This is a genomic window from Ruminococcus sp. AM42-11 (genome assembly GCF_003480145.1).
In the GTDB taxonomy this organism is placed as follows: Bacteria; Bacillota; Clostridia; order Lachnospirales; family Lachnospiraceae; genus Blautia_A; species Blautia_A faecis.
In genome coordinates this window covers 1-507 of the sequence record NZ_QUIO01000106.1, presented here as the reverse complement: position 1 = coordinate 507, position 507 = coordinate 1, and the positions used below count along the sequence as shown (strand labels likewise).

Below are 507 nucleotides of genomic sequence, written 5' to 3'. Positions count from 1 at the left end.
GAGGGTGGGCAAATCTCAAAAATAACGTCCCAGTTCGGACTGCAGTCTGCAACTCGACTGCACGAGCTGGAATCGCTAGTAATCGCGGATCAGAATGCCGCGGTGAATACGTTCCCGGGTCTTGTACACACCGCCCGTCACACCATGGGAGTCAGTAACGCCCGAAGTCAGTGACCTAACTGCAAAGAAGGAGCTGCCGAAGGCGGGACCGATGACTGGGGTGAAGTCGTAACAAGGTAGCCGTATCGGAAGGTGCGGCTGGATCACCTCCTTCTAAGGAAGAAGTAGAGAAGAAAAATGTGTTTTACTGTTGAGTTATCAAGGAAAAAGAGGTAGTTCTGCTGCGCAGAACAAGCTTATTTACTAAGCTCGGAAGTACCTCGCCAAGTAAATAAAGCTTCCGGTGTCGATGCGCTTAGGGGAAACACCCGTTCCCATCCCGAACACGACGGTTAAGACCTAAGCGGCCGATGGTACTGCATTGGAGACGATGTGGGAGAGCAGGTG

Annotated in this window: 2 rRNA genes; both read left to right on the top strand. The window is 52.1% G+C overall.

Annotation, left to right across the window (positions count from 1 at the left end):
• Nucleotides 1-274 (top strand): 16S ribosomal RNA (locus tag DW904_RS22600); the annotation flags it as partial.
• A 125-nt stretch (nucleotides 275-399) separates the two neighbouring features.
• A 5S ribosomal RNA gene (gene rrf / locus DW904_RS22595) occupies nucleotides 400-507 on the top strand; the annotation flags it as partial.